This is a genomic window from Kineococcus aridisoli (genome assembly GCF_050871885.1).
In the GTDB taxonomy this organism is placed as follows: domain Bacteria; phylum Actinomycetota; class Actinomycetes; order Actinomycetales; family Kineococcaceae; genus Kineococcus.
This window is the reverse complement of the sequence record NZ_JBJLSF010000026.1, coordinates 30,521-50,822: the sequence shown is the minus strand read 5'-3', so window position 1 is coordinate 50,822 and position 20,302 is coordinate 30,521. Positions and strand designations below refer to the sequence as shown.

Below are 20,302 nucleotides of genomic sequence, written 5' to 3'. Positions count from 1 at the left end.
GTCGTCCTGTGGGACGACGGCGGCGCCGCCGACCGGTGGCTGACCGCGCTCGCCGGGGTCTCCGCCCGCACCGACGTGCACGGCCTGCTCGCCGGCCGCGCCACCCGCCTGCTGCGCGACACCGGCCGGCTGCCGCCCGCCGAGGCCGCCCGCCGGCTGCGGCTGGCCCTGTCGGTCGGGGCCCCGGCCCCCGCCCAGGCGGCCTGGGTGGAGGGGTTCCTGGGCCGCGACGGGCTGCTGCTCGTCCACGACGCGGACCTGCTGGCCCTGCTCGACGGCTGGGTGTGCTCGCTGCCGGAGCGGGAGTTCACCGACGTCCTGCCGCTGCTGCGGCGCACCTTCGGCGCCTACGACCGCGCCGAGCGCCGCAGCATCGGCGACGCCGTCACCCGCCGCTCCACCGCCGCCACCGCGGTCGCGGCGGTCGACGACGCCCTCGCCCTGCCCGCGCTGCGCACCGCGGCGCTCCTGCTCGGAGGCCCCGCATGAGCACCGACGCCACCACCGACGGCCCCACCGACGGGGTCCCCGCCCCGCTCGTCGACGACGCCGGCCGCGCCCGCCGCTGGCGGCTGCTGCTCGGCGACGCCGCGGACGGCTGCGCCCCGCGCCTGGCCGGGACGGACCTCGCGGTGGACGCCGCGCTGGCCGCGCTCTACGACGTCCCCGACGCGCCGCCCGGGGCGCGGGGGCGCCGCTCGGCCGGCCTGGGCGGCTCCGCCCCGCGGGTGGCGCGGTGGCTGGGCGACGTGCGCACCTACTTCCCCTCCAGCGTCGTGCAGGTGATGCAGCGCGACGCCGTGGAGCGGCTGGACCTGACGAGGATGCTGCTGGAGCCGGAGCTGCTGGAGGCCGTGCAGCCCGACGTGAACCTCGTCGGCACCCTGCTCAGCCTCAGCCGCGTCCTGCCCGAGCGCACCAAGGAGACGGCCCGTCAGGTCGTGGCCGAGGTCGTGCGCCAGATCGAGGCCCGCGTCGCCGACCGCACCACCTCCGCGGTGGCCGGGGCCCTCGACCGCGCCGCCCGCACCAGCCGGCCGCGGCTGCACGACGTCGACTGGGGCGCGACGATCCGCGCCAACCTCGCCCACTACCTGCCCGAGCACCGCACCGTGGTCCCCGAACGGCTGATCGGCCACGGCCGCCGCCAGCAGGTGGTGGCCAAGGAGGTCGTCCTGGAGATCGACCAGTCCGGCTCGATGGCCGAGTCCGTCGTGTACGCGAGCGTGTTCGGCGCGGTGCTGGCGAGGATGCGCACCCTGAAGACCACGCTCATCGCCTTCGACACCGAGGTCGTCGACCTCACCGAGTCCCTCGCCGACCCCGTCGACGTCCTGTTCGGCGTGCAGCTGGGCGGCGGCACCGACATCAACCGCGCCATCGCCTACGGGCAGGAGCGCATCACCCGCCCCGCCGACACGCTGTTCTTCCTCATCAGCGACCTCTACGAGGGCGGTGTCCGCGAGGAGATGGTCAAGCGGGTGGCAGCGATGAAGGCCGCCGGCGTGCAGGTGGTCGTCCTGCTGGCCCTGTCCGACAGCGGTGCGCCCGCCTTCGACCGGGAGAACGCGGCCGCGCTGGCCGCCCTCGGCGTCCCGGCCTTCGCCTGCACCCCGGACGCCTTCCCCGACCTGCTGGCGCTGGCGATGACCGGCGGTGACGTCGGCGCGTGGGCGCAGCGGGAGATCGCCGCGGCGAGCGCCCCGCAGCGGTAGGCGTGCGGGGCAGCCGGTCCGGGGACGACGAAGGCCCCGGACCCTGCCGGGTCCGGGGCCTTCGCCCTGCGGCGGTGGCGGTGGGATTTGAACCCACGGAGGAGTTGCCCCCTCACACGCTTTCGAGGCGTGCTCCTTAGGCCGCTCGGACACACCACCGTGGTCAACCTTACACGGACCGGGGAAGTGCTCCGCTCACCCGCGGCGCTCGGCGAAGAAGTCGTCGAGCAGCCGCTCGCAGTCGTCCGCCAGCACGCCGCCGGCCACCTCCACGACGTGGTTGAGGCGCCGGTCGCGCACGACGTCGCGCAGCGAGCCCGCCGCCCCGAAGCGCGGGTCCCACGCACCGAGGACGAGCCGGTCGACGCGGGCCAGCACGGTCGCGCCCGCGCACATCGTGCACGGTTCCAGGGTCACCACGAGCGTGCAGCCGCTCAGCCGCCACTCGCCGCGGGCCGCGGCCGCCGCGCGCAGCGCCAGGACCTCCGCGTGCGCGGTGGGGTCGCCGGCCGCCTCCCGCTCGTTGCGGCCCCGGCCGAGGACCCGCCCGGCCTCGTCGACGACGACCGCCCCCACGGGCACGTCGCCGCTGGCGCGGCAGGCCTCGGCCTCGGCCAGGGCCAGGCGCATCCACCGTTCCCACGGCGCGGGAACGGCCAGCGCGCTCAGCGCAGCGACTCCACGACGTCGGCGAAGCCCAGCAGCTCGCCGATCTCGACCGTGGCGGCCGAGGGGTCCTCGCCGGAGGCGGCCAGCCGCAGCAGGACCCGGGCGGGGCAGCCCAGGTCGGCCAGCAGCTCCGGATCGCCCGCCCAGACGTCCTCGACGAGCGTGCCCGGGCCCGCGGCCTCCTCGGCCACCGCCTCCTCCTCGTCCTCCTCGTCGTCGGCGGCCTCGTCGTCGGCGCCCGCCGCGCCGGTCGCCAGCTCGCCGGCGGCGGGCAGCTCCGCGAACAGCGGCGCGTAGGCGCTGTCGGCCGCGGCGACGGCGTCGGAGACGAACACCCGCGCATCGCCGTCGCCGTCGGTGCGCACGAGCGCGAACCACTCGTCCTCGCGCTCGAGGACCGCGAGGACGGGGTCGTCGCCGTCGACCGCGCCGCGCAGCACGTCGGCGAGCTCGTCGGGGGAGCCGGCTTCCAGGTCGACGTCCACGGACCGCCAGTCGCGGTCGTCGCCGGAGCCTTCGGGGGAGAGCACTGCGGTGAAGTACGCCACGGACCCATCGTGGCAGCCCGGCCGTGGAGGCGGCCAGCACGTCCCGGCGCGGAGGCGGCCAGCACGGCCCGGCACGACTACTTTTGGCTCCCATGCGCCTGTCCGTCATCGACCACCCGCTCGTCGCCCACAAACTCACCGCGTTGCGGGACCGGACGACCGACTCCCCGACGTTCCGCCGCCTCGCGGACGAACTGGTCACCCTGCTGGCCTACGAGGCGACCCGTGACGTCGCGGTGGAGCCGCACCCGGTGACGACGCCCGTGGCGCCCACCACGGGCGTGCGGATCCGCTCGCCCAAGCCGATCGTCGTGCCGATCCTGCGCGCCGGTCTGGGCATGCTCGACGGCATGGTGCGGCTGCTGCCGACCGCCGAGGTCGGGTTCCTCGGCCTCCTGCGCGACGAGACGACCCTGCAGGCCAAGACCTACGCCAACCGGCTGCCCGACGACCTGTCGGGGCGGCACTGCTTCGTGCTCGACCCGATGCTGGCGACCGGCGGAACCCTCGTGGCCTCCATCACCTACCTGCTGGAGCGCGGGGCGCGGGACGTGACCGCCATCTGCCTGCTGGCCGCTCCCGAGGGGCTGGAGGTCGTGCGCCAGGCGTTCGACGCGCACGCCCAGGTGACCGTGGTCACCGCGGCCGTCGACGAGCGCCTCGACGAGAACGGCTACATCGTCCCCGGCCTCGGCGACGCGGGGGACCGCCTCTACGGCGTCGTCTGAGCCGCGCGGCGGGCCCGCCCCGGGACCCGCCCGCACGACCCGCTCCGACCTGCTCCAGCGCGAGCCCACCACGAAGCCCCGCCCGGCCCCGGCGCGGGGCTTCGTGCTGCCCGCACCCTTCCGGCAGGATGTGGCCCGCCGTGATCTCCTCACGGGCTCAGCGTGGTCACGAGTGGCGTTCGGGGGAACGCGGGAAGGAGCCGGCCGTGAAGTGGCGCCGGGTTCTGTGGTGGGTGTTGATCGTCTTCGCGCTGTACGCGGTGTACCGCGCTCCGGAGCAGGCGGCGGGATTCGTCCGCGCCGTCGGTGAATCGCTGGGAACGATCGTCGCGAGCATCGGCGACTTCTTCGACGGCCTGCTGGGCTGACCGTGGCCGCGCACGAGCACCGGCAGGACCCGGACGAGCCGCCCAGGGAACTGCTCCTGCTCTCCGGCGCGCGGCTGCGCAAGCGCGACGACGGCACCTGGCAGCTGGACGACGGGCCCGCGGACGGGCCGGGCGGCGCCGACGGGCACGGCTCCACGACGTCCACCGCGGCCGCGGCCCCGCAGCGCGCCGACGACGGCGACGGGGACGGCCGTGACGGGGACGGCCGCGCGGCCGGCGTGGAGGTGCTGGAGGGCGCGGGCGACGAGGTGCTGCTCACGACCGTGGAGGTGGTCGAGGCCGACCCGCTGTGGGAGCGGCCGCCCGAGGCGGTGGACCGCTACGTGCTGGGGACCGAGAAGCGCCTGGTCTGCCTGCGCCGGCACCTGGTGGTGCTCGCCGAACCCGTCACGAGCTGCATCGCCGGCTTCGCGGTGCTGCTGTGGCTGCTCGAACGGCTGCACGACGTCCCCCACCTGCCGAACGCGCTGTTCGCGCTGTGGTCGTTCCTGCTGGCGCGTGCGGTCTGGAAGTGGATGCTGTGGCGCAACGACTGGTTCATGGCCACCGACCGGCGGCTCCTGCTCACCTACGGGGTCTTCCGGCGGCAGGTCGCGATGATGCCGTTGTCGAAGGTGACGGACATGAGCTACAACCGCTCGCTCGCCGGCCGCCTGCTCGGTTACGGCGAGCTCGTCATGGAATCCGCCGGTCAGGACCGGGCGCTCAGCCACGTCGACCGGCTGCCGATGCCCGACCAGGTCTACGTGCGCATCTGCGAGCAGTTGTTCGGCGAGGTCGGGGTGGTGGAGGTGGGGCGGCCGCTGGGCCGGCGGGTGCGTCAGCTGGCCCGCAGGGCGCTGTCCCGCCGGCGTCGCTGACGCGGCCGGGCACCGGGCGCCGGTGCCCGGGGACGCCGAAGGGGCGGGGTCCGAGGACCCCGCCCCTTCGGCGTGAACAGCGTGCGCGTCAGCCCTGGGCGGCGCGGAACTGGTCGATGATGGTGGTGGAGATCGGGCCGCGCGGGGCGACGGCGATGCCGTTCTCCGCAGCCCACTGGCGCACGGCGCGCGCGTCGACGGAGCCGCCGCTCGCCGCCGGAGCCGCCGCGGGGGCGGCCTTCTTGGCCGCGGACTTGGTGGCGGTCTTCGTCGCGGTCTTGGCCGCGGTCTTGGCCGCGGGCTTCTCGTCGGTCTTCGCGGCGGTCTTCGTCGCGGTCTTGGAGGCCGACTTCGTGGCCGACTTCGTGGCCGACTTGGCGGTCTTCTTCGCCGCCGGGGCCGGAGCCGGGGTGGGCTCCGGAGCGGTCTCGGCCGCGGGGGCCGGCGCCTCGGGAGCGGGGGTTTCCTCGACCGGGGCCGCGGCGGTCTTCTTGCTCGCGGTCTTCTTGGCCGGGGTGGCCTTCTTCGCCGGAGCCGCCTTCTTGGCGGGGGCGGCCGCGGCGGGAGCCGCGGAACCGGCGAGGGCTGCGGGCAGGTCCTCCCACGAGACGTTCGTCGCGGGGCGCGTGGTGGAGGGGTTCCACGAGACGCCGTTCGCGTTGACCGTGAAGGTGCCGATGCGGCGACCGTTCCGCTTCACGGGGATCTCGAGGTCGACGGCACCGACGGGCAGTTCGGTGGCCACCTTCAGTGCAACGTCGTGACTTGCCATGCTGGGCTCCTGGGATAAGAGGGTGATCAATGCTGAAGCAATGAAACCACAGTTGTCGAGGAGTTCGCGCATCGAGAGGAGAGGGCATTCTCCGTTCGAGTTCTCCTTCTACCGGCAGTTGTCGCCTCTGCATGATGTGCGTCATGTGCCCCGCACTTCCGGTGCGGGTTCCCGTTCCCGCTTCCCGGACTTCTCACCGCCGATCCACCGCCGGCCCTCAGCGCCGCGCACCCGTGAAACCCGCCGCGACGGCCCCGCCGGGCGGTGACCGGAAGGCGTTCGTGGCGGTTCCCGAACCGCACCGCCCGCTGCGCACTCCCCGCGCCGCTTCCGCGTCGCCTCCGCGCTGTCCTTCGCGCTGTCCTTCGCGCTGTCCTTCGCGCCGTCCTTCGCGCCGTCCCTCGCGCCGTCCTTCGCGCCGTCGTCGGGAACGCCTCGTGGAGTCGTCACGGGGTCTCCTCGGGACCTCCTCGACGGTGCCCGCCGGGGTGCCCGCCGGTGGACCCGCGCGGGGTGAGCGCTGCTGCGCCCGGTGCGCGGGCCGCCGCGAGCGGCGGGGTCGCGGCCGGCGGGGTCGCGGCCGGGTCGGCCCGCTCCCGGTCCTCGCCACCGCTCCGGTGCTCCCGGCCGCCCGGGTGGCGCTGCGGGTGGGTGGTGCTGCGGGTGCACCGGTGGGGTGGGACCGGAGCGCGGTGGCCGGGGCAGGTGCGGCGCACCCGCGGGGAGGGGGCGCGCCCGGCGGTGCCTCACGGTGGCAGGCGCGGAGGAGGGGCTGGTCCCGGTCGGTGGCCGCGAGGGGCCGGGCCGGGAGGGGGTGCGCGAGGCGCGAGAGCCCCTGTCAGGGGCGGGAGAGCGGAGGTGCGCCCGAAGGGATTCGAACCCCTAACCTTCTGATCCGTAGTCAGATGCTCTATCCGTTGAGCTACGGGCGCCGGCGGCGCGCTCGGCGCGCCGTCGAGGACTACTGTAGCGGTCCGACGCCGTCCTCACCAATCGGTTGCAGCGCAACGCTTCTCGAGGCGTGATGCGCTGCGTGCCGTGCCCGGGCGGGTCCCCGGCGGCGGGGCGGAGACGACGAAGGCCCCGGTCGCGCTGGGCGACCGGGGCCTTCGACCCGGCGGAGGTGGCGGGATTTGAACCCGCGAGGGGGTTGTAGCCCCCAACCCGCTTAGCAGGCGGGCGCCATAGACCGGACTAGGCGACACCTCCAACACACCGCAGGCTAGCAGCCGCAGCGTGCGAGCATCACGTCCGATGAGCTCCGACGCCCGCACCCCCTCGCCCGACGGTCCCCGCGAGCCCGGCCCCGCCGCCTCGCACGAGGCGGCCGCCGCCCCCTCCCGGGCCGCTGACCAGCCAGGACGCCGCCGGCCGCGGCGGCGGGCCGTCGTGGCCGGATCGGCGGTCGCCGCGGCCGCGGCCGCCGGCGGCGGCGCCCTGTGGTGGCGCGCGCAGCGCGGGGACGGCAGCGGTGCCCGCGCCGCCGCCGACGCCCTCGCCGCCGCCTGGTCCCGGGGGCGCCTGGCGGAGGTCGAGTTCACCGCCGCCCCCGGGAGCGCCCAGCCGCCCGCCGACCTCGCCGCGGAGCAGGAGCGCCTGCTGGGCGCCCTGGCCCGCTCGGCCCCGTCGGTGGCCGTGGAGGCGGTGGACCTCGACGAGGCCGCCGACGGTGCGGCGTCGGCGGCGCTGCGGGTCTCGTTCGACCTCGCGGCCGCCGCGGGAGCACCCGCGGGCGCGGTGTTCGGCTACACCAGCACCGCCCGCCTGCTGCGCAGCGGCGACGACGGCACCTGGCGCCCGGTGTGGGAACCGGCGCTGCTGCACCCCGCGCTCGCCGACGGGGCGGCGCTCGCGGTGGAGCGCGAGCAGCCGCCGCGCGCCGACGTCCTGGGGCGCGACGGTTCCCCGGTGGTCACCGAGACGCCCGTCGTGCAGGTCGGCGTGCAGCCCTCGCGCACCCCGGACCCCGCGGCCACCGCCGCCGCCCTGGCCACCGCGCTCGGCATCGACGCCGACGCGCTCACCACCCGCGTGCGGCAGGCCGACCCCGATGCGTTCGTGGACGTCATCACGTTGCGGCGCAGCGACTACGACGCCCAGCGCGATGTGCTGCAACCCCTGCCGGGAACGGTGTTCCGCGAGTCGACGCGGCCGCTGGCGCCGACCCGCGCGTTCGCCCGCGCCCTGCTGGGCTCCGTCGGGGAGGTCACCGCGGAGACCGTCGAGGGTTCCGGCGGCCGCTACGCCGCCGGTGACCTGGCCGGCTCGTCGGGCCTGCAGGCCGCCTACGACGAACGCCTCGCCGGCCGGGTCGGCGTCGTGGTCAGCGCGCGGGGCGGGGCGAACGCCGCCTCCACCGAGCTGTTCAGGGCCGAACCGCAGCCGGGGGAACCCGTGCGCACCAGCCTGGTCCCCGCCGTGCAGCAGGCCGCCGACGACACCCTCGCGGCCGCCGCCTCGCCGTCGGCCCTGGTCGCCGTCGACGTCGCGACCGGTGAGGTGCTCGCGGTCGCGAACTCCCCGGCCGACGGCGGCGACCGCGCCCTCACCGGCCGGTTCCCGCCGGGCTCGACGTTCAAGGTCGTCACCACGCTGGCGCTGCTGGCCGACGGGCTCGACGTCGCCGAGACGGTGCCGTGCACGCCGACCTACACCGTCGAGGGCCGCTCGTTCTCCAACTTCGAGGACGAGGCGTTCGGCGACGTGCCCTTCCGCACCGACTTCGCCCTCTCGTGCAACACGGCCTTCGCCAGCCTCAGCCCGCGCCTGGCCGACGACGCGCTGCCCGCGGCCGCCGCCCAGCTCGGCGTGGGCGTGGAGTGGGCGACCGGCGTCGAGGCGTACGCGGGCAGCGTCCCGGCCGCCGAGTCGGCCGTCGACCTCGCGGCGGCCAGCTTCGGGCAGGGCCGCACCCTCGTGAGCCCGCTCGCGATGGCCGTCGTGGCCGCCTCGGTCGCCGCCGGGCAGCTGCGCCTGCCCGCCGTCGTGCTCGACCCCGCTCCCGCGCCGCCGCCCGCGCCCCCGTCGGCGGCGGACCCGGCGGCGCTGGCGACCGTCGGCGGCCTCATGCGCGACGTCGTCACCGGCGGGACGGCGACGGTGCTCGCGGGGGTGCCCGGGGAGCCGGTGCACGCCAAGACGGGCACGGCCGAGCACGGCACCGACGTCCCGCCGGCGACGCACGCCTGGACCATCGGGTACCAGGGCGGGCTGGCGTTCGCCGTCTTCGTCACCGAGGGCGCCAGCGGCGGGAGCGTGGCCGCCCCGCTGGCCGCGGACTTCCTGCGGCGGGTCGCGGCGACCGGCGCTTCCTGAGGACCGCCTGGGGATCCCCTGAGCACGCCGCGGCAGCGCCGGGAGGGCGTCGCGGCACCCCTGCTGTGCAGGTGCCGTGAGGGTGCGGAGGACCCCGTCCCGCCCGGCGCCACGAAATCTCCCACCAACTCGCCCGGAGGAATTGCCAGGGGAGCCCACCAGGGGTGAAGATGCAGCAGTACGCCCTGTGGGCTACATGCGGCCCGGCTCATCCCCCCCGAGCCGGACCGTGGACGGCCCCCGCTCCCCCCCAGCGGGGGCCGTCGCTCTTCCACGGCCGGTCGAGGACCACCCGCGGTCTCCACAGACGCGCACCTCCTGCCCTCCTCCACACCGGTGCGGTGCACCGCGACGGCGCCGTCGCGGCCGCGGCCACGGTGGGTCCTCCCGACCCCGTGAGGAGACCCCGTGCCCGCCCGTCGCCGAGCCCGCCCCGCGCCCCCCGACCACCGCGCACCCGCCGGCAGCGCCCTGCTGATCACCGGCGACGACGACCTCGCCGAGGCCGTCGCCCGGCTGGCCGCCGCCGCCGGCTGCCCGTTGCGGCGCGCTCCGGTCGAGCAGCCCGCCGAGGGCACCGCCGGGCCCTCCGGCCGTGCCGCGCCCGGCCTGGTGCTCGTGGACGCCGACGTCCCGGCCGCCGCGGTGGCGGGCCTGGGCGGGGGCAGCCGCCTCGTCGTCGTCGGGACCGCGCCCGCGGCCGACGCCTGGTGGCGCTCGGCCTCCGCGCTGGGCGCCGAGCACGCCGTGCTGCTGCCGCAGGCGCAGGACTGGCTGCTGGAGGCGCTCGCCGACACCGCGGCCGGTGCCGCGGCCGCCGGCTGCGTCGGGGTGGTCGGCGGCTGCGGCGGCGCCGGGGCCAGCGTGCTGGCCGCGGCCCTGGCGCTGGCGCTGGCCGAGACGACGGGCGACTGCCTGCTGCTGGACGCCGACCCCCGCTCCGGCGGTGCGGACCTGCTGCTGGGGGCCGACGCGCTGCCGGGGCTGCGCTGGGGGGACCTGGCCGCGGTCAGCGGCCGGCTGCGCCCGGACGTCCTGCGCTCCACCGTGCGCGCCGGTGCGGGGCTGCACGTGCTCGCCGCGGACCGCCGGGTGCCCGGCACCCCCGGCCCGACGGCGCTGTCGGCCGTCGCCGACGCCGCCCGGCGCACCTTCGCGGCCACCGTCCTGGACCTCCCCCGCGCCGGCCTGCCCGAGCTGCACGGCCGCCTGGGCGGCTGCGAGGAGGTGCTCGTCGTGGTGCCCGCGAGCACCCGGGCGGCCGCCGCGGCGTGCGCGGTCGTCGACGAGCTGCGCACCGGGCCGTCCGCCCCGCCCGTGCGCCTGGTCGTGCGCGACCTCGGGGCGGGGACGGACGCGGAGGACGTCGCGGACGCCGTCGGCGCCCCGCTGGCGGGTGTGCTGCGCCCCGAGCGCGACCTCGAGGCCGCCCTGGAGCGCGGTGAGGGCCCGCCCACCGGCCGGCGCAGCCCGTTGCGCTCGTTCGCGCTGGCCTGCGCCGGCGACTGGGCGGCCACCTGGTCGGCGACCGCCTCGGCGCCCGCGCCGTGGTGATCCCCGCCGGCGACCTCGTGGTGCGCGTGCGCGAGCGGCTCGCCGCCGCCGGCACCCCGCCGGGCCCGGACGCCGTCGCCGCGGCCGCCGCCGCGCAGGGGGTCGTGCTGGGCGCCGCGGACCTGCTGCGGCTCGTCGACGACGTGCGCGCCGCGCTCACGGGCGCCGGGCCGCTGCAGCCGCTGCTGCGCGTGCCCGGCGTCACCGACGTCCTGGTCAACGGCGGGGGCGAGGTGTGGGTCGACGACGGCGCCGGCCTGCGGCCGGCCCCGGTGCGGCTGGAGGGCGAGGAGCAGGTGCGGGCGCTCGCGGTGCGCCTGGCGGCCGGGGCCGGCCGCCGCCTCGACGAGGCGAGCCCCTTCACCGACGCCCGGCTGGCGGACGGCACCCGGCTGCACGCCGTGCTGCCCCCGCTGGCCGTCGACGGCACGCACCTGAGCCTGCGGGTGCCGGCCGTGCGCCGCTTCGGCCTGCCCGAGCTGGTGGCGGCGGGCGCGGTGCCGCCGGCGTGGGAGCCGCTGCTGCGCACCGTCGTGGGGAGGCGGCTGTCGCTGCTGGTCAGCGGTGGCACCGGTGCGGGCAAGACGACGCTGCTGCAGGCGCTGCTGGGACTGGTCGGCCCCGGCGAGCGCATCGTCCTCGTGGAGGACTCCGGCGAGCTGCGCCCGGACCACCCGCACGTGGTGCGCCTGGAGGCCCGCCACGGCAACGTCGAGGGCCGCGGCGCGGTGGGGCTGGACGTGCTGGTGCGCCAGGCGCTGCGGATGCGCCCCGACCGCCTCGTCGTCGGCGAGTGCCGCGGCGCGGAGGTGCGCGACCTGCTCGCCGCGCTCAACACCGGGCACGCCGGGGGCGCCGGGACGCTGCACGCCAACACGGCGGCCGACGTCCCCGCCCGCCTGCACGCCCTCGCGGCGGCCGCGGGGCTGTCCGCGGCGGCGGTCGACGCCCAGCTGCTCGCCGGGGTCGACGTCGTGCTGCACGTGGCGCGGCGGGGGCGGCGACGCGCTCTGGCGGAGGTGGCCGTCGTCGTCGCCGACGACGGCGGCCGCGCCCGCGTCGTGCCCGCGCTCGTCCTGGACCGCGCGGGCCGCCCGCACCGCGCGCCGGGCTGGGAGGTGCTGGCCGCCCGGCTGGGCGCCGAGGCGCTCGCCGGTGCGGACGGGTGCGCGGACGGGTGCGCGGACGGGTGCGCGGACGGGCAGCCGGACGGCGTCGCCGACGGAGCGGGTGGGCCGGCGTGAGCGCGACCGGGTTGCTGGCGGGTGCCCTGCTCGGAGCCGCCGTCCTGGTGTCGGCGCCCGCCGCTGCCCCCGGTGCCCGGGGCCCCTCCCGCGGCGGTGGCCGCCCGCACCGCCGGCGGCGGCCCCGGCCGCGGCAGGAGGACGCCCTGCTGGCCGGCGCCCGGCTCGCCGAGCGCGCGGCGGCGCTGCTGCGCGCCGGGGTGCCGCCCGCGCTCGTGTGGCACCACGCCGCGCCGCCCGCCGAGAGCACCGACGGGGCCGCCGCGGGGGCCACCGCGAGGGCCACCGCAGGGACCACCGCCGGGGCCCGCGCCGATCCGGTGCCTCCCGCCGGCCCGCCGGCCACCGCGCCGCTCGGGGTGCGCGCCGTGTGGGAGCTCGTCGAGCGCACCGGTGCACCCGCCGCGCAGGTCCTCGAGGCGAGTGCGGCGGGGTTGCGCGCCGACGCCTCGGCGCGGGCCGCCGTGCGGACCGCGCTGGCCGGGGCGTCCGTCAGCGCCCGCACCGTCTCGCTGCTGCCGCTGCTCGGCCTGGCGCTCGGCGCCGCGCTGGGGGCGCCGCCCTGGGAGGCGCTGCTCGGGTCGGCGCCCGGGCGCCTCAGCGCGCTGCTGGGGGCCGCTCTGCTCGTGCTCGGGCGGGCCTGGAGCGCCCGGCTGGTGCGCGGCGCCGAGCGCGCCGCCCGGTGAGCGGTGCGGGCGCTGCCGTCCTCGTCGCCGCGCTGCTCGCGGCGGCGGTCCTCAGCGCCGGCGGTGGTGCGGGTGGTCGGGGTGGAGCGGGTGGTCCGGGTGGAGCGGGTGGCGGTGGACCGCGTGCCCGTGCCGCCGCCGCCGTCCGCGGGGTGCGGGAGGCGGTGCGCGCGGTGGGCGCCGCCCGGCGGCGCGCCGCTGCCGCCTCCGCCGAGCCGGACGTCGCCCTGGTGCTCGACCTCGTGGCGGCCGGGGTGCAGGCCGGGTTGCCGCCCGCCCGCGCCCTCGAGGCCGCCCTGGACGCGCTCGAGGACGCCGGCCGGGGTGCGCAGGCGGGTCCCGCCGTGCCCGCCGCGCTGCGCCGGGCGGCGGTGCAGCTGACCTGGGGCGGGGACCCCTGGACCGCCTGGAGCGCGCTGGAGGGCGAGTGCGGCGACCGCTGGCGGCCGCTGGCCGACGCGCTGCTGCTGTCCGCGCGCACCGGCGCGCCCGCCGCCTCGCTGCTCGTCTCCGCGGCGGCCTCGGCCCGCGCGGAGCGGCGGTGGGCGGCGGAGGCGGCGGCCGCGCGGCTGTCCGCGCTGCTGGTGCTGCCGCTGGGGCTGTGCACGCTGCCCTCGTTCCTGCTGCTGGGCGTCGTGCCGGTCGTGCTGACGCTGGCGGGCGAGCTGCTGGGCGGCTGAGCGGCCCGGCGGGTCGCCGCCGTCGTCCCCACAGCGCGGGCACGGGCGGGCCGCGTCCACAGCGCCGGCGGGCGCGCCGCCGGTGCCCCGGTGGCCGCCCACAGTGGCAGCGGGCCGGGAGCACCGGCCCGCGGACCGGCCGCTGCGCCGGGCAGGAGGAGGACACGTGGACGACCAGGTCGGCACGACCGGGCGGGGGACCGAGCGCTGCGCCGGGCGGGCGCGGGAGGGCGCCCCGCCGCCGCCGGACGCGGGGATGGCGACGGCCGAGTACGCGATGGCGACGCTGGCCGCCTGCGGGTTCGCCGGGTTGCTCATCGCGGTGCTCAGCAGCGACCAGGTGCGCGGGATGCTCGTGCGGATCGTGCAGCAGGCGCTGTCGCTCGCGTGAGGCGCACCGGCGGGAGGCGCACCCGGTGCCCGCGCAGCCGGCGCGAGAGGGGGTCGGTGACCGCCGAGTTCGCCCTCGCGCTGCCCGCGCTCGTGGTGCTGCTGGCCGTGGTGCTCGCGGCGGGCCGGGTGGTCCTGGCCCAGGTCGGCTGCGTCGACGCCGCCCGGGCGGCGGCGCGGGCCGCCGCCCGGGGCGAGGACCCCGCCGTGGTGCGGGCCGCCGCGGCCGCGCTCGCCCCGCGCGGCGCCGCGGTCGTGGTCCGCGCCGGTGCCGGCACGGTCGTCGTCGAGGTCAGCTCGCGGCAGTCGCTGGCCGGGCCGTGGGGCGGGGACGTCCTGGCGCGCGGCACGGCGACGGCGGCGGTGGAGGCCGCGGGGGTGCAGGCCGCGGGGGTGCAGGCCGCGGGGGTGCAGGCGGTGCGGGACGTGGCCGGGGAACGGGCAGGTGAGGCGTCGTGACGCGGGGGCCCCGCGACCGCGGGTCCGGCAGCGTCCTGGTGCTCGCGGTCTGCGCCGCGCTGCTCGGCGTCGGCCTCGGCGTGCTGGGGCTGTCCTCGGCCGTGCTGGCCCGGCACCGGGCCGAGTCGGCGGCCGACCTCGCCGCGCTGGCCGGCGCCGACGTGCTCGCCGGCCGGGCGAGCGGTGCGCCGTGCGAGCGGGCGGCCGCCGTGCTGCTCGCGCACGGGGCCCGGGTGGTGGGCTGCGCGGTGGGCGGCGACGGGTCGGTCGCGGTGAGCGCCGCGGTGCTGCCGGTCGGCCCGCTGGCCGCGCTCGGCGAGGCCGTGGCGCGGGCCCGGGCCGGTCAGGCGACGGAGGCGGTCTCGGCGGAGGGGTCCCGGTGAGCGCCCAGGGAGCCGACCAGCAGCTCCAGGACGGCGAGCGCACCGGCCTTGTCGAGGGGCTCGTTGCCGTTGCCGCACTTGGGCGACTGCACGCAGGCCGGGCAGCCGTCGCTGCAGCGGCAGGCGCGCACGGCGTCGCGGGTGGCGCCCAGCCAGTCCGCGACGCGCTCGTGGCCGCGGTCGGCGAAGCCCGCGCCGCCGGGGACGGCGTCGTGGACGAAGACCGTGGGCAGGCCGGTGTCGGGGTGCAGCGGCGTCGACAGCCCGCCGAGGTCCCAGCGGTCGCAGGTGGCCAGCAGCGGCAGCAGCCCGATCGAGGCGTGCTCGGCGGCGTGCAGCGCACCCGGCAGGCGGGTGGCGTCGCCGAGCACCGCCGCGGCGGCGTCGGCGTCGAGGGTCCACCACACCGAGCGCGTGCGCAGCGTGCGCAGCGGCAGGTCGAGGCTCTCCTCGCCGAGGACCTGCCCCGTGCCCGTCCGCCGTCGCAGGAACCCCGTCACCCGGCTGCCGACCTCGACGACCCCCGAGCAGACCACCAGCGGGCCGTACCGCCGCTGCGCGCCGACCTGGAGCACCCGCACGTCCGAGGTGGAGCGGGCGTGGGTGGTGAACCCCGGCTCGGGCTCCGGGTGCACGACGGCGACCGACTCCTCCAGGTCCAGCTCGTCGACGAGGTAGGTGCGGCCCTGGTGCAGGTGCACCGCGCCCCGGTGCACCTGCGCGTCGGCCGAGGTGCGCTCCACGGTGCCCAGCACGCGGCCGGTGCCCGCCTCGACGATGCGCACGCTGCCGCCGGCCCCGCGCAGGTCGGTGAGGTCGCAGGCGCGCTCGCGGCGCGTCCAGTACCAGCCGGTCGCCCTGCGCCGCAGCAGCCCGCGCGCCACGAGCAGGTCGACGACCTCCCGCGCGGCGGGGGAGAAGGCGTCCAGGTCCGCCTCGGTGAGCGGCAGCTCCTGGGCGGCGGCGGCCAGGTGCGGGGCCAGGACGTAGGCGTTGTCCGGGTCCAGGACGCTGGCCTCCACCCCGGCGCCGAAGAGCGCCTCGGGGTGGTGCACGAGGAAGGTGTCCAGCGGGTCGTCGCGGGCGACGAACACCCCCAGCGCCGGTTCCCCGCGGCGGCCGGCGCGCCCGACCTGCTGCCAGAAGGAGGCGCGGGTGCCGGGCCAGCCGGCCACCAGCACGGCGTCGAGCCCGGCGACGTCCACGCCCAGCTCGAGGGCGTTCGTGGTCGCCATGCCGAGCACCCGCCCCGAGCGCAGCGCCTCCTCCAGCGCCCGGCGGTCCTCGGGCAGGTAGCCGCCGCGGTAGGCGCCGACCCGCGACGGCAGGTCCTCGTCGACCTCGGCCAGCCGCCGCCGGGCGCCGGCGGCGACGGACTCCGCGCCCGCGCGGCTGCGCACGAAGGCCAGCGTGCGGACCCCGTCGAGGACGAGGTCGGCGAGCAGGTCGGCGCTCTCGGCGGTCGCGGTGCGGCGCTCGGGCACCTTCCCGGCGGGTTCACCGGGGGCGGGGGGCCGCTGCGGCGGCTCCCACAGGGCCACGGAGACGGCGGGGCGCTGGGAGGTGTCGACGGTGACGGCGTGCACCGGCACGCCGGTGAGCCGCCGGGCGGTCGTCGCCGGCTCGGAGACCGTCGCGGAGGCGAGCACGAAGACGGGGTCGGCGCCGTAGCGGGCCGCGACGCGGCGCAGCCGGCGCAGGACGGCGGACGCGTGGCAGCCGAAGACGCCCCGGTAGGTGTGCAGCTCGTCGACGACCACGTAGCGCAGCCGGCGCAGGAAGCTGGCCCAGTGCTCGTGGCCGGGCAGCACCGAACGGTGCAGCATGTCCACGTTGGTGAGCACGAGCGCGGCGTGCTCGCGGATCCAGCGCCGCACCTCCGGCGGGGTGTCGCCGTCGTAGGTGCTGCTCACCGGCCCGGGCACGTCGTCGAGGCCGAGCCCGCGCAGCCGCTGCTCCTGGTCGGCCGCGAGCGCCTTGGTCGGCGACAGGTACAGCGCGGTGGCGCCCCTGCCGCTGGGCGCCTGCTGCGCGGTGCGGCGCAGCGAGGTCAGCACCGGCAGCTGGAAGGCCAGCGACTTGCCGGAGGCGGTGCCGGCGGCGAGCACCGTGGAGCGCCCGGCCCACACGCTCTCGGCGGTCTCGACCTGGTGGCGCCAGGGCAGGCCGCCGGTGCTGCGGGCGAGCGCGGCGACGACGTCCGGGTCGGCCCAGCCCGGCCACGGCACCCGCTCCCCGGCGCGCGCCGGCAGCGTCTCGACGTGGCGCAGCCGGTCGCTGCGCGCACCCGCGTCGAGCAGGTGCTGCCAGCGCGCTTCCACGCGCCCAGTGTCCTCCAGGCGGCCCCCGGCCCCCGGACGCGCCCTCGTTGGACAGGCCGCTCACGCACCGCGATGGTTGAATGCCAGGGGAGCCGCTCCCAGCGGCTCCGCAGCAGCACCGCAAGAGCACCGCACGAACGCCTGCACGCGACCAGCGAGCAGCAGACCAGCAGCGAGGAGGGGTCCTGTGGACCTGTCGGTGACCAGCCGCGAGGAGAGCGGCCGGACCGTCGTCGAGGTGTCCGGCGAGATCGACGTGTACACCGCACCGACCCTGCGCGAGCGCCTCAACGAACTCGTGGGTGCCGGTCACCACCACCTGGTGGTGGACATGGAGGGTGTCGAGTTCCTCGACTCCACCGGGCTCGGCGTCCTCGTCGGGGGCCTGAAGCGGGTGCGCTCGCACGACGGGTCCCTGCACCTGGTGTGCCAGCGCGAGAAGATCCTGAAGGTGTTCCGCATCACCGGGCTGACCAAGGTCTTCCCGATCCACGACACCGTCGCCGACGCGATCGCCGCGTCGACCGCGGCCGACGAGGCCAACGCGACCTCCTGAGGTCGCCTGCGATCCGGAGCCGAGACCGTGCCCACCGTCGCCCTGCGGTTCTCACCGCTCGCCGAGCACGTCCGCACCGCCCGGCTCGTGGCGGTCTCCGTGGCCCGGCGCGCCGGGTTCGGCGAGGACCAGCTCGACGAGATCCGGATCGCGATCGGCGAGGCCTGCGCCCGCGCCGTCGCCCCCGCTCCCACCGCGAGCGGGGGCCTCGGCCTGTCGCCGGCCCCCGCGGAGGTCGGGCTGGTCGACATGCGCCTGTGCGACGACGACGACCGCCTGGACGTGACGGTCGTGCAGTGCGACGAGCACGGCGACCCGCTGGAGGAGCCCGCCGGCTCCCTGGCCGCCACCGACCCGCTGTCGATGGCGCTCATGGCGGGGACGGCCGACTCCAGCACCCAGACCGCCGCCGCGGGCGGCATGGTCCTCAGCTGGTCGCGGCAGGCCGGCGGCTCCTGATCCTCCGGGGGCTCCCCGGCGCGCAGCACCGGGACGGGCCCCGCAGGAGCGCGGCGCGGCGGGCGTAGCCGTCCCCGGGGCACTGCCCTACTCTCGGTGGCAAGGTCGTCACTCGTCGAGGAGGACGGATGTCCCCGACCGCGTCGGAGAACCTTTCCAGCTCAGCGCAGGGCATCGTCCTCGCCGTGGCCGTCGTCGCCCTGCTGGCCCTGCTGGCCGCCTGGGTCTTCCGGCGGCAGGTGCTCGTCGCCGACGAGGGCACCGAGCGGATGCGCGAGATCGCCGGGGCCGTGCAGAGCGGTGCCGCCGCCTACCTGCGCCGGCAGTTCCGCACCCTCGCCTGGTTCGCCGTCGCGGTCCTGCTGCTGCTGCTGGCGCTGCCCGCCGACGGCTGGGACCTGCGGGCGGCGCGCAGCGGCGCCTTCGTGCTGGGCGCGGGCTTCTCCGCGGCCATCGGCTACCTGGGCATGTCGCTGGCGGTGCGGGCCAACGTGCGGGTCGCGGCGGCCGCGCGCACCGGGGCCGGTGGGCGCGAGCGCGGCATGCGGCTGGCCTTCCGCACCGGCGGCGTCGTCGGCATGACCACGGTGGGCCTGGGCCTGCTCGGCGCCTCGGTGGCGGTGCTGGTCTTCGGCCGCGACGCGCCCACCGTCCTGGAGGGCTTCGGCTTCGGCGCCGCGCTGCTGGCGATGTTCATGCGCGTCGGCGGCGGCATCTTCACCAAGGCCGCCGACGTCGGCGCCGACCTCGTCGGCAAGATCGAGCAGGGCATCCCCGAGGACGACCCGCGCAACCCGGCGACCATCGCCGACAACGTCGGCGACAACGTCGGCGACTGCGCCGGGATGGCCGCCGACCTCTTCGAGTCCTACGCGGTGACGATCGTGGCGGCCGTCATCCTCGGCAGCACCGCCATCGGCGAGGACGGCCTCGTCCTGCCGCTGCTCGTCCCGGCCATCGGCGCGATCACCGCCGCCCTCGGCGTGCTGCTGGTGCGCGCCCGGCCCGGCGTCAGCGGGCTGACCTCCATCCAGAACGCCTTCTACGCCTCGGCCGCGATCGCCCTGGCCGGCACGGCCGCCGCCTGCTTCGCCTTCCTGCCCGGCTCGTTCGCCGAGCTGACCGGCGCGGACGAGACCGTCGCCGGCCTGGCGGGCGACCCGCGCGCGGTGGCGCTGGGCGCGGTGTTCCTCGGCATCCTGCTGGCCGTCCTCATCCTGTGGATCACCGGCCGCTTCACCGGCACCGACGGCCGGCCCACCAACGACGTCGCCGACGCCTCGACCACCGGTGCGGCCACCGTCGTCCTGGCCGGCGTCGGGCTGGGCCTGGAGTCGGCCGTCTACACGACCCTCGTCATCGCCGGGGCGGTGTTCCTGGCCTTCCTGCTCGCCGGCGGCGTGCTCGCGCTGGCGATGTTCCTCGTCGCGCTGGCCGGCTGCGGGCTGCTGACGACGGTCGGCGTCATCGTCGCGATGGACACCTTCGGGCCCGTCAGCGACAACGCCCAGGGCATCGCCGAGATGAGCGGCGACGTCGACGAGGAGGGCGCCGCGGTCCTCACCGAGCTGGACGCGGTGGGCAACACCACCAAGGCCGTCACCAAGGGCATCGCGATCGCCACGGCCGTGCTGGCGGCGACCGCGCTGTTCGGCTCCTACCAGGACGCCGTCGTGAACCGCATCAACGAGGCGGCCGTCGGCATCGAGGCGCCCTCGCAGTACCTGCAGCGCACGATCGGCGACTTCTCCGTCTCCACGCCGACCACGCTGGTGGGGGTGCTGCTCGGGGCGGCCGTGGTGTTCCTCTTCTCCGGGCTTGCCGTCAACGCGGTGGGCCGCTCGGCCGGGGCCGTCGTGCTGGAGGTGCGCCGGCAGTTCGCCGAGCACCCCGGGATCATGGACGGCACCGAGCGCCCCGACCACGGCCGCGTCGTCGACCTGTGCACCCGGGACGCGCTGCGCGAGCTGGCCACCCCGGGCCTGCTCGCCGCCTTCGCGCCCATCGCGGTGGGCTTCGGCCTCGGCGTCGCGCCGCTGGCGGGCTTCCTCGGCGGGGCGATCGCCGCGGGGGTGCTCATGGCGGTCTTCCTGTCCAACGCCGGTGGCGCCTGGGACAACGCGAAGAAGATCGTCGAGGACGGCCGGCACGGCGGCAAGGGCTCGGAGGCGCACGCGGCGACCGTCATCGGCGACACCGTCGGCGACCCGTTCAAGGACACCGCCGGACCGGCCGTCAACCCGCTCATCAAGGTGATGAACCTCGTGGCGCTGCTGGTGGCGCCCGCCGTGGTGACCCTGTCCATCGGCGCCGACGCCAACGCCTGGGCCCGCTACGGCATCGCCGCCGTCGCGACGCTCATCATCGTCGTCGCCGTCGTCACCAGCCGGAACCGCCGCGTCGACATGTCCGCCCCCGCCGGTGGCGCGGCGGGTGGCGCCGCGGCCGGCGCGCTGGACGGGAGCGACGGGCTGGACGTGCGCGGCGCGGTGCAGGACGCCCGCCCGAACGGCTGACCCGGGCGCCCGACCCGGGCGGCCGACCCGGGCGGTTGAGCCGCCGGTGCGCGCCGTC

At 77.7% G+C, this 20,302-nt stretch carries 20 protein-coding genes and 3 tRNA genes; 16 read left to right on the top strand and 7 right to left on the bottom strand.

Annotated elements, in window-relative coordinates; translation table 11 throughout:
* Positions 1-489, top strand: a 489-nt coding sequence (locus tag ACRYM2_RS09605; protein ID WP_432521769.1) for a DUF5682 family protein, incomplete at its 5' end; no start/stop codon positions are given.
* Complete coding sequence (locus ACRYM2_RS09600; RefSeq protein WP_432521767.1) at positions 486-1,715, top strand: VWA domain-containing protein; 1,230 nt, start codon at positions 486-488, stop codon at positions 1,713-1,715. The genes ACRYM2_RS09605 and ACRYM2_RS09600, both read left to right, overlap by 4 nt.
* A 72-nt stretch (positions 1,716-1,787) precedes the next feature.
* Here the strand turns inward: ACRYM2_RS09600 and ACRYM2_RS09595 are convergent.
* From ACRYM2_RS09595 to ACRYM2_RS09585, 3 genes are all read right to left on the bottom strand, one after another.
* Positions 1,788-1,874 (bottom strand) — tRNA-Ser (locus tag ACRYM2_RS09595).
* A gap of 36 nt (positions 1,875-1,910) precedes the next feature.
* A complete protein-coding gene (gene tadA, locus ACRYM2_RS09590) occupies positions 1,911-2,345 on the bottom strand; it encodes a tRNA adenosine(34) deaminase TadA (RefSeq protein WP_432521765.1) in 435 nt (144 codons plus the stop codon).
* A gap of 35 nt (positions 2,346-2,380) precedes the next feature.
* Complete coding sequence (locus tag ACRYM2_RS09585) at positions 2,381-2,932, bottom strand: tRNA adenosine deaminase-associated protein (protein ID WP_432521764.1); 552 nt, start codon at positions 2,930-2,932, stop codon at positions 2,381-2,383.
* Positions 2,933-3,024: 92 nt separating this feature from the next.
* Here ACRYM2_RS09585 and upp point away from each other — a divergent pair, with 92 nt between their 5' ends.
* The 3 genes from upp to ACRYM2_RS09570 all read left to right on the top strand — a co-directional run bounded on the left by upp (position 3,025) and on the right by ACRYM2_RS09570 (position 4,909).
* Complete coding sequence (gene upp, locus ACRYM2_RS09580) at positions 3,025-3,660, top strand: uracil phosphoribosyltransferase (protein ID WP_432521762.1); 636 nt, start codon at positions 3,025-3,027, stop codon at positions 3,658-3,660.
* 206 nt (positions 3,661-3,866) lie between these two features.
* Positions 3,867-4,028 carry a hypothetical protein gene (locus ACRYM2_RS09575; protein ID WP_166617974.1) on the top strand — a complete coding sequence of 54 codons (162 nt, stop codon included), beginning with the start codon at positions 3,867-3,869 and terminating at the stop codon, positions 4,026-4,028.
* Positions 4,029-4,030: 2 nt separating this feature from the next.
* Positions 4,031-4,909 (top strand): PH domain-containing protein, encoded by an 879-nt coding sequence (locus tag ACRYM2_RS09570; RefSeq protein WP_432521760.1) that lies wholly within the window; start codon positions 4,031-4,033, stop codon positions 4,907-4,909.
* A gap of 88 nt (positions 4,910-4,997) precedes the next feature.
* On the opposite strand, the gene ACRYM2_RS09565 is transcribed toward ACRYM2_RS09570, so the two are convergent.
* The 3 genes from ACRYM2_RS09565 to ACRYM2_RS09555 form a co-directional block, all read right to left on the bottom strand.
* Positions 4,998-5,681, bottom strand: coding sequence for an Lsr2 family DNA-binding protein (locus ACRYM2_RS09565; protein WP_432521758.1), 684 nt, complete (start codon positions 5,679-5,681; stop codon positions 4,998-5,000).
* An 859-nt stretch (positions 5,682-6,540) separates the two neighbouring features.
* Positions 6,541-6,613: transfer RNA gene (locus ACRYM2_RS09560), tRNA-Arg, on the bottom strand.
* Positions 6,614-6,799: 186 nt separating this feature from the next.
* Positions 6,800-6,890, bottom strand: a tRNA-Ser gene (locus tag ACRYM2_RS09555).
* Between the two features lie 45 nt (positions 6,891-6,935).
* Between ACRYM2_RS09555 and ACRYM2_RS09550 the strand changes: the two genes are divergently transcribed.
* The 8 genes from ACRYM2_RS09550 (at position 6,936) to ACRYM2_RS09515 (ending at position 14,392) form a co-directional block, all read left to right on the top strand.
* Positions 6,936-8,996 (top strand): penicillin-binding transpeptidase domain-containing protein, encoded by a 2,061-nt coding sequence (locus ACRYM2_RS09550; protein ID WP_432521756.1) that lies wholly within the window; start codon positions 6,936-6,938, stop codon positions 8,994-8,996.
* A gap of 408 nt (positions 8,997-9,404) precedes the next feature.
* Entirely contained in the window at positions 9,405-10,550 is a 1,146-nt protein-coding gene (gene ssd / locus ACRYM2_RS09545) for a septum site-determining protein Ssd (RefSeq protein WP_432521754.1), read from the top strand.
* Positions 10,550-11,794, top strand: coding sequence for a TadA family conjugal transfer-associated ATPase (locus tag ACRYM2_RS09540; RefSeq protein ID WP_432521773.1), 1,245 nt, complete (start codon positions 10,550-10,552; stop codon positions 11,792-11,794). Before ssd ends, ACRYM2_RS09540 begins: the two co-directional genes overlap by 1 nt.
* On the top strand, positions 11,791-12,480 hold the full coding sequence (locus ACRYM2_RS09535) for a hypothetical protein (protein ID WP_432521752.1): 690 nt from the start codon (positions 11,791-11,793) through the stop codon (positions 12,478-12,480). Before ACRYM2_RS09540 ends, ACRYM2_RS09535 begins: the two co-directional genes overlap by 4 nt.
* A gap of 164 nt (positions 12,481-12,644) precedes the next feature.
* Positions 12,645-13,160, top strand: a complete 516-nt coding sequence (locus ACRYM2_RS09530; protein ID WP_432521750.1) for a type II secretion system F family protein — start codon at positions 12,645-12,647, stop codon at positions 13,158-13,160.
* 166 nt (positions 13,161-13,326) lie between these two features.
* Positions 13,327-13,551, top strand: a complete 225-nt coding sequence (locus ACRYM2_RS09525) for a DUF4244 domain-containing protein (protein ID WP_432521748.1) — start codon at positions 13,327-13,329, stop codon at positions 13,549-13,551.
* Positions 13,552-13,607: 56 nt separating this feature from the next.
* Positions 13,608-14,009 carry a TadE family type IV pilus minor pilin gene (locus ACRYM2_RS09520; protein WP_432521746.1) on the top strand — a complete coding sequence of 134 codons (402 nt, stop codon included), beginning with the start codon at positions 13,608-13,610 and terminating at the stop codon, positions 14,007-14,009.
* A complete protein-coding gene (locus ACRYM2_RS09515) occupies positions 14,006-14,392 on the top strand; it encodes an Rv3654c family TadE-like protein (protein ID WP_432521744.1) in 387 nt (128 codons plus the stop codon). Before ACRYM2_RS09520 ends, ACRYM2_RS09515 begins: the two co-directional genes overlap by 4 nt.
* Here ACRYM2_RS09515 and ACRYM2_RS09510 read toward each other — a convergent pair.
* A complete protein-coding gene (locus ACRYM2_RS09510) occupies positions 14,353-16,713 on the bottom strand; it encodes a DEAD/DEAH box helicase (protein ID WP_432521742.1) in 2,361 nt (786 codons plus the stop codon). The two genes, ACRYM2_RS09515 and ACRYM2_RS09510, sit on opposite strands and share 40 nt — an antisense overlap.
* Before the next feature lie 187 nt (positions 16,714-16,900).
* On the opposite strand from ACRYM2_RS09510, the gene ACRYM2_RS09505 reads away from it, so the two are divergent.
* The 3 genes from ACRYM2_RS09505 to ACRYM2_RS09495 all read left to right on the top strand — a co-directional run bounded on the left by ACRYM2_RS09505 (position 16,901) and on the right by ACRYM2_RS09495 (position 20,244).
* Positions 16,901-17,269 (top strand): anti-sigma factor antagonist, encoded by a 369-nt coding sequence (locus tag ACRYM2_RS09505; protein ID WP_166615633.1) that lies wholly within the window; start codon positions 16,901-16,903, stop codon positions 17,267-17,269.
* A gap of 27 nt (positions 17,270-17,296) precedes the next feature.
* The gene (locus tag ACRYM2_RS09500; protein ID WP_432521740.1) at positions 17,297-17,728 is read left to right on the top strand and encodes an ATP-binding protein; all 432 of its coding nucleotides are present in this window, start codon (positions 17,297-17,299) and stop codon (positions 17,726-17,728) included.
* A gap of 128 nt (positions 17,729-17,856) precedes the next feature.
* Complete coding sequence (locus ACRYM2_RS09495; protein ID WP_432521738.1) at positions 17,857-20,244, top strand: sodium-translocating pyrophosphatase; 2,388 nt, start codon at positions 17,857-17,859, stop codon at positions 20,242-20,244.
* Positions 20,245-20,302: the final 58 nt, after the last annotated feature.